The sequence below is a fragment of the Paenibacillus taichungensis genome (assembly GCF_013359905.1).
Lineage (GTDB): Bacteria > Bacillota > Bacilli > Paenibacillales > Paenibacillaceae > Paenibacillus > Paenibacillus taichungensis.
In genome coordinates this window covers 1-354 of the sequence record NZ_JABMCC010000015.1, presented here as the reverse complement: position 1 = coordinate 354, position 354 = coordinate 1, and the positions used below count along the sequence as shown (strand labels likewise).

The window sequence follows — 354 nt, the reverse complement described above, 5'->3', positions numbered from 1 at the left end:
TCGACTTGCATGTATTAGGCATGCCGCCAGCGTTCGTCCTGAGCCAGGATCAAACTCTCCAATAAAGTATTGAAAAGAGCGATAAGCTCATTTTGAAACTGACGAGATTAAAAATCTCATTTATTTTGCTTCGAAATCATACAGTCCGAAGACGTGTACCGATTTCTCAGCGTCGATCTTGCAAGCAAGATCGTTACTCACTCGTTGTTCAGTTTTCAAAGATCAAACTTATTTCATTGCCGTGTGTTGTTCACCTCAGCAACTTTTATATCTTATCACATCCGAACCAACTTTGCAAGCTCTTTTTTTAAGTTTCTTTCGAAGCTTATTTGTTTCGCTTGCCGCACCGTGTTT

General features: G+C 40.1%; 1 rRNA gene. It reads right to left on the bottom strand.

From position 1 onward, the window contains the following. A 16S ribosomal RNA gene (locus tag HP548_RS00070) occupies nt 1-65 on the bottom strand; the annotation flags it as partial. Between the last annotated feature and the right edge of the window lie 289 nt (nt 66-354).